This is a genomic window from Sphingobium sp. (assembly GCF_003248505.1).
Classification (GTDB): domain Bacteria; phylum Pseudomonadota; class Alphaproteobacteria; order Sphingomonadales; family Sphingomonadaceae; genus Sphingobium.
This window is the reverse complement of sequence record NZ_QFOA01000117.1, coordinates 1-6,614: the sequence shown is the minus strand read 5'-3', so window position 1 is coordinate 6,614 and position 6,614 is coordinate 1. Positions and strand designations below refer to the sequence as shown.

Genomic DNA, 6,614 nt, shown 5'->3' with positions numbered 1-6,614 from the left:
CCTGCAACGATGTTCTCGATCCGCAGCAACTTGCCTTCGAGGACGATCGTCCCGGCAAGCGTCCTGAAAGCTGAATCCTTAAGCAGCAACCTGTCCGCCTTGAAGCGGATGCGACCATCGGTCGGGCCCACCTTTGAAAGGTTTATCCGGGTCCCTGGCAGCACACGTGGACCGATCCTTGCCTCGATCGCGGCAGCCTTCGCTCTACCTTCCGCGTCGGCGAGGTCGTCGAAGCCGAACTCAGCGAAGTGAACGTCGGCTTCGATCTTCGTTCGTTCATCCCGCTTCAGCACGGTGGCCTTGGCCGTCAATCGGGACGATCCGATCCTGCCAGTCAATCTATCGACAAACCAGTCTCGCCCGGAATGTCTCACCTGAGCCGTCAGATCGATAGGCGCAGTGCCGAACAGTCCCGCTTCGATGACATCGTCGAGATACTTCAGGTTCGAGGCTTTCGCTCGTATGTCCAGGGACATGGTTCTGAAGTTCAAAGCGCCGACAGACGCGCCGCTGGCATGCAGCTCAAGTAACGGTGAGGTTAGCTGCAGCTGGAAGGGATAGCTGGCGTCGGCTTTCAATCCCACGATCTTCGGACCTGAGAACGTCAGGCTCGCCGGAGTGCCGTGAAAGTAGCCCTTTGTTTCGGCCCGGACCCCCGACACATCTGCCTTTAACGGACCGGAGATGGTCAGAGATCGCTTTTCGTCCTGGAGCGTGACATGTCCGTCCCGTATGGAGAAACCAGCAAGGCCCTGCCCTTTGCCATCATTGCTTGAAGGCCTCTTCTCCCTACTCTCCCAGTTGGCTCGTCCATTGCGGTCACGCAGGAGCGACAGATTCAGCCCTGTGGCAGTAACGTCCTCCAACTGAGGGGCTCGGCCGAGCACCACTGGCAGCACCGCCACGCGCGCCTGGATCGACTTGGCGTGCACCATGTAGCCCTCACCGGCCCAGCTTGGCTGCGCGATCCGCAGGTTCTCCAGTGTGATGACCGGTGTGAAGGAGAAGAAGCCGTCCCGCTTTACCTTGCCGATCCTCACGCTCGTTCCAAGTCTAGCCGATAGACGATCCTCGATTGCGCCCCTGAGAATGCCGATCGGGAACGCTCCAATCGCAAGGACCAGGGCAGTGACCATAGCCAGCACGATAAGGCTGATCCTCCCGGCCCTACGGCGACCTTCAGCGCTCAGCGCCATCGTGGGCACCTCTTCCAAAGCGAGACTTTGTCGGCTTCCTTTCTAAGGCAGGCCAAGGATCGGGAACAAACAGGGCTCGGATCATTGGCTCGCCTCGTCACTCGCCTCGCCGAGATCGTCCACCCGCAGCTGGCCATGAGCCAGAACCGCAAATAGCCCGGTGCCACCTATGATGTTGCCGGCGAGTGCGGGGAGGATGAACTTGAGCACCATCTCGAGGAACGTCATCCGCCCACTCATCCAAAGAAAGCTCACCTGCGAGGAGCCGGTCACCACATGACTGAAGTTGCCCAGCCCGATGATGTATGTGAGCGTGCAGATGATCCAGAACTCGCTTCCGCGCGAGTTTGGAAGGATCCACGCGATCGCAGCCATGATGAAGCCGGCCGGGATACCAAGCGTCAGGGTCTTTGCGGCGGTCTGAACTTCTAGCTTCCCGAGTATGTCGACTGCGAAGGTGCGCTGCGCCTCAGAAAGAATGACCTCCCCCGCCATGAGGCTACTCACTAGGAATACACCAGCAAGATTGGCAGCAAGCACGCAAACCCACAGGCGACCCAGTTTCGCGAGGTTCGTCATCCGGGGTTTCGCCGCTACGGGCAGCACAGCGGTAATCGTGCTCTCGGTGAACAACTGGAGTCGTCCAAGGATTACGATCAGATAGCCGACCGGATATCCCAGAAGGTAGACAAGCGGCGCCCATCGAGCGTCAGGCAGGTGGCTTCGCAGGAAGAGTTCGGACATTAAAGAGAGATTGATGGCTAGTCCCGCCGCGAAGGCGGATAGCAACAGGGCAAGCGCCGGCCGGTCCAATTCCTCCTCGCCCTGCAGCCGGACGACCTCGTGGACTACCCGCGTCGACCCCGCGCTACGAACCTCAACCCCTCGGGCCTCTTCGGGCGTTAGATCGGCGTCAGACTCCGAATTCTCGTCCTCCGCAATCGCCGAGGGACTGTCGTTCGACCCGCGTCTGGTTTCTCGGTCGCTAGAGATTGCCCTGCTCCTCCAACGGCACATCATCGTCTGGCCCGTAATAGAGCTTGGCACATTCCTCACGCAGACAGCCGCCCTCGATCACGATGTCGTCACGGTAGGCGTCGGCAATGAAGGTCAGTGTGTCGACGTGCCGGTCCTCGAAATACATCTGATGCACATCTTCTCGACCGGCACCGTAGACGACACGACCGACCTTCGACCATATCGAAGCCATCGTGCACATGCCGCAAGGCTGGAGGGTCGAATAGAGTGTGGCCCCTCGCAGCTCCATGGACCCTTCGCTTTCGCAGGCCCGGCGGATGGCCATCATCTCAGCATGAGCAGTTGCGTCCGGTAGCTCCTCGGTCTGGTTGGGCTCCTCCCCCACGACACGACCGTCAAGAACGATGACGCTGCCGAGGGGGGAGTCCGACGGGTGCGCACCCTTCGAACGGGCGACCTTGAGCGCCACCCTCATCCACTTCTCGTCCTCGGCGTTAAACGCGCTCAACAGACCTCTCCCCATTTATTCGTTTATTTTTACTCGAACCGGCGGCCCGCAGCTAAACCGCTTGCCTCAACTGCTCGGGCTTCTTTCCATCGGGTAGCTTCATCGCAAGATGGGAATGCACAGTCTGGCTGTCGAAAGGCTTCCCAATAAACGTCGCCTTCTCGGGCATGTCCTCCGGCGATGGGTTGATCCGGCCGCTCGAAATGACGATTTCGATGTGCGGCCAGTGGGCGTCGACATGGCGCGCCAATGCGAAGCCGTTCATCTCGCCAGGCATCTCGACATCCGAGAAGAGGAGAGTGACACTATCGCCGTGACGCTCGAGGACTTCGATTGCCTCAGCACCTGTCCCGGCCTCGTAGAAGCGAAAGCCAGCCTCCTCCAAGATGTCGCAGGCATGCATCAGGATCATCGGATCATCGTCGACGACGAGAGCGTAAGGCGAGGTAGAAGTGTTCATTCACCGACAACTCGCGTTTTGCCGCTTCGTTTCGCTAGTTTTCTAACCCTGCCAGATATTCTTTTCGATGTCCTGGCTGGAACTTTACTGACGATCATCAGCAGAGTTCGACAAGGCTGATCTGGATCAGCGAGATGCAGCTGGTCCTTGATGATTGTCCCCCGTGCGGGAGGCTCAACACCGAGCTCGGCTCGGCAAGCACGGAAGGACCGGAAGCATGTCTATCTTCAAGTTCGATTCGAAGTCGCGCACCGACGACAAGATCCAGGATGACGTCGAGGACGAAATCAAGTTCGACCCGACGATCGTCCATGACGACAAGATCTCCGTGAAGGTGAAGGATGGGGTCGTCACCCTTACTGGCATCACGAACAGCTATATGGACGCATACTATGCCGAGCGTGCCGCGAAGCGCGTCGCCGGTGTCCGAGCCGTCGCCAACGATATCGACGTCCGGCCCGGTAACAACCGCCTCGATCCGGAGATCGCCGAAGATGCCGTCAAGGCGATCAAGCGCGAACTCCCCTCGTCGGCCGAGGCGATCAAAGCGACTGTGAAGAATGGCAACATCACACTCGAAGGCGAGGTCGAGTGGAACTACCAGAAGGAATGGGCGGCACGCGCCGTCCGGTCGCTCCCTGGGGTCAAGGGCGTCATCAACCTCATTCGCATCAAGCCGAAGGCCGACGCAACGGAGGTGAAGCACAAGATCGAGACGGCGCTCGTCCGAAGCGCCCAGATCGACGCCCAGAAGATCTCCGTTTCCACCGAAGGTGGCAAGGTCATCCTCAAGGGCACGGTGCGGACGTGGGCCGAACGTCAGGAGGCGGAACGTTCCGCTTGGGCGGCCCCCGGCGTGACCAGTGTCGAGAACAAGATCACCATCGATCCGTGATGCTGACGGCGCCGGCGCTAGGCGCCGGCGCCATTTTGCTGCCGCATCACCGACTTCAAGTAGGCAAGACACATCTTTGAGAGTTGGCGATGGACGGCGGCAGCGTCCTCAGGGCCCAGACCCCGGTCGAATGCATTCCGGATCGTCCCGAATATCGCTGATAGTAGTGTGGTGTTGATCAGTTCGATGTCGTCGAAGCTGGCGCCAGGCGCACTTTCCAACATGCTTCGAGACGCTGTATCGACCCGCTTGCTGAAAGCATCGACCTGGCTCTGGATGTCCAGCTCAGCCACTGAACGATACAGCGCCCGCGTGATCTCGGGATTTTCGAGCTTCGCACACGAGTAAGCATCGACGAGCCCGTCGACCATCTGCTCCAGCGATGCACCCTGGTGCCGATCGCACGCCGCCTCGACGGCGACCGCCACACAGTCCAGGTAATGCCCGTTCACCGCGTAGACCAGCGCACGCTTGTTCTGGAAATACTGGTAGAGGGATCCAACCGAGACGCCTGCCCTGTCGGCGACGCGCTTCGTCGTCAGCCGCTGCATCCCACCGTCAAGCAGAATGTGAACCGCCGCCTCGAGAATGGCATCCCTGGTCACTTCCGAACGCGCCTGACGCGGCGTTTTCCGGGGGATCAAATGACGGGGCGTCTCGGCATTCATAAGCGAATCCAAAATCGGCTGGGGGGTCCATACATTGTTCGCAGTTGGACTTTCAAAACGACAGGAAAGCAAGATGACTACAGATGGACGCGTTGCCCTCGTAACCGGAGCCAACAAGGGCATAGGTCACGAGATTGCACGACAGCTTGGCCAGGCAGGGATCACAGTGCTAGTCGGGGCGCGAAATGCGGATCGTGGCGAAGCGGCCGCAATTGAGCTTCGCCAATTGGGGATCGACGCTCGGGACATCCCATTGGATCTGAACGACGAGCAAAGCATCCTGGAAGCCGCCCGGACGATCGAGCGGGACTTTGGGAAGCTCGACATCCTCGTCAACAATGCGGGCATCACCGATCCGGAAGATGGAGTGCCCAGCGTCGCCAGCACCAGCGCACTGCGAAGGATCATGGAAACGAACTTCATCGGCACGCATGCTGTGACGAAGGCGATGCTCCCTCTGGTCAAGCAGGCTCCCGCGGGCCGGATCGTCAACCTTTCGAGCTCTCTTGGATCACTTGAACCGCGCCGGGTCTACCGGAGGCGTTGGGTTGTGAGTCACGCTGCCATATCGATGTTGTTCGCGGCAGCATAATATTGCTGTTCGGCTTCGGCAGGCGGGATGTTGCCGATGGGCTCCAGCAGCCGACGATGGTTGAACCAGTCGACCCATTCGAGCGTGGCATATTCGACGGCTTCGAAGCTGCGCCACGGTCCACGCCTGTGGATCACCTCGGCCTTGTAGAGGCCGTTGATCGTCTCGGCCAAAGCGTTGTCGTAGCTGTCTCCGACGCTACCGACCGACGGCTCGATCCCAGCTTCGGCGAGGCGCTCGGTGTACTTGATGGACACGTATTGCGACCCGCGGTCGCTATGGTGGATGAGGCCGCCCCGATGGGCCGGCCGGCGCTCATGAAGCGCTTGTTCCAGGGCATCGAGGACGAAGCTGGCATGCGCCGTCCTGCTCGCCCGCCAGCCGACGATCCGCCTTGCGTAGGTATCGATGACGAAGGCCACGTAGACGAACCCCGCCCAGGTCGCGACGTAGGTGAAGTCCGACACCCACAGCATGTTAGGCGCTGGCGCGTAGAACCTGCGATTGACGTGATCGAGCGGGCATGGCGCCGCCTTGTCGCTGACGGTCGTGCGCACCGGCCTGCCCCGGATCACGCCTGCCAAGCCCATCTCGCGCATCAACCGCGCGACCGTACAGCGGGCGACCGGAAAGCCTTCCCGCATCATCTGCCGCCAGACCTTGCGCACGCCGTAGACCGCGAAGTTCTCGGCGAACACGCGTGCGATCTCCGGCTTCAGGGCGACATCCCGCTGCGCCCGCGCCGACAGGCGTGTCGGATCCTGTCGCTGCGCGACGCGCTCGTGATAGGTGGATGGGGCGATCGGCAGAACGCGGCAGATCGGCTCGACCCCATAGGCATCGCGGTGATCATCAATGAAGGCGATCATCGCCGGAACGGGCGGTCGAGCTCCGCCTGGGCAAAATATGCCGACGCCTTGCGCAGAATCTCGTTGGCCTGCCGCAACTCACGGACCTCGCGCTCCAGCGCCTTCACCTTATCGGCGACTTCGGTCGGGACGCCGGCGCGCTTGCCACTGTCGACCTCGGCCTTCTTCACCCACTCATGCAGCGTGTAGGCCGAGCAGCCGACCTTCTCCGAGATCGAAACCACCGCCGCCCATCGGGACGGGTGATCCCGCTCGTGGTCGAATACCATCCGCACCGCGCGCTCGCGGACCTCCGGCGCAAACTTGTTCGTCGTCTTGCTCATACAGGCTCCACCTTCTCAGGAGTTGGTGTCAAACGGCGTTCAAAAGGGACCCCCGATCGGCGTCGAAGAGGGACCCCTTTTCGGATATGATGTTGGTTTGTTGAAGATGGCCTTGCGCTGCGTGC

Annotated in this window: 7 protein-coding genes, 1 pseudogene and 1 other annotated feature; of the genes and pseudogenes, 2 read left to right on the top strand and 6 right to left on the bottom strand. The window is 60.6% G+C overall.

Going from position 1 to position 6,614, the window contains the following annotated elements; genetic code table 11:
* The 4 genes and pseudogenes from DI606_RS19000 to DI606_RS18985 all read right to left on the bottom strand — a co-directional run.
* Positions 1–1,136: pseudogene (locus tag DI606_RS19000) on the bottom strand (AsmA family protein); the annotation flags it as partial.
* 141 nt (positions 1,137–1,277) lie between these two features.
* On the bottom strand, positions 1,278–2,138 hold the full coding sequence (locus tag DI606_RS18995; RefSeq protein WP_293985464.1) for a formate/nitrite transporter family protein: 861 nt from the start codon (positions 2,136–2,138) through the stop codon (positions 1,278–1,280).
* Between the two features lie 43 nt (positions 2,139–2,181).
* On the bottom strand, positions 2,182–2,682 hold the full coding sequence (locus tag DI606_RS18990; RefSeq protein ID WP_293985461.1) for a nucleoside deaminase: 501 nt from the start codon (positions 2,680–2,682) through the stop codon (positions 2,182–2,184).
* A 52-nt stretch (positions 2,683–2,734) separates the two neighbouring features.
* Positions 2,735–3,142, bottom strand: coding sequence for a response regulator (locus DI606_RS18985; protein ID WP_293985459.1), 408 nt, complete (start codon positions 3,140–3,142; stop codon positions 2,735–2,737).
* Between the two features lie 217 nt (positions 3,143–3,359).
* On the opposite strand from DI606_RS18985, the gene DI606_RS18980 reads away from it, so the two are divergent.
* Entirely contained in the window at positions 3,360–4,037 is a 678-nt protein-coding gene (locus tag DI606_RS18980) for a BON domain-containing protein (RefSeq protein WP_293985457.1), read from the top strand.
* A 17-nt stretch (positions 4,038–4,054) separates the two neighbouring features.
* On the opposite strand, the gene DI606_RS18975 is transcribed toward DI606_RS18980, so the two are convergent.
* Positions 4,055–4,705, bottom strand: a complete 651-nt coding sequence (locus DI606_RS18975; protein ID WP_293985455.1) for a TetR/AcrR family transcriptional regulator — start codon at positions 4,703–4,705, stop codon at positions 4,055–4,057.
* Positions 4,706–4,778: 73 nt separating this feature from the next.
* Between DI606_RS18975 and DI606_RS18970 the strand changes: the two genes are divergently transcribed.
* Positions 4,779–5,297, top strand: coding sequence for an SDR family NAD(P)-dependent oxidoreductase (locus tag DI606_RS18970; protein ID WP_293985463.1), 519 nt, complete (start codon positions 4,779–4,781; stop codon positions 5,295–5,297).
* Here DI606_RS18970 and DI606_RS18965 read toward each other — a convergent pair.
* Positions 5,261–6,489 (bottom strand): IS3 family transposase gene (locus DI606_RS18965; RefSeq protein WP_293985453.1). Its coding sequence is split into 2 segments (ribosomal slippage): positions 5,261–6,201 and positions 6,201–6,489, totalling 1,230 coding nucleotides; the frame shifts between segments, so codons are not numbered across the junction. The two genes, DI606_RS18970 and DI606_RS18965, sit on opposite strands and share 37 nt — an antisense overlap.
* Positions 6,092–6,208 (bottom strand) — a sequence feature (AL1L pseudoknot). Its footprint overlaps the gene before it by 117 nt.
* Positions 6,490–6,614: the final 125 nt, after the last annotated feature.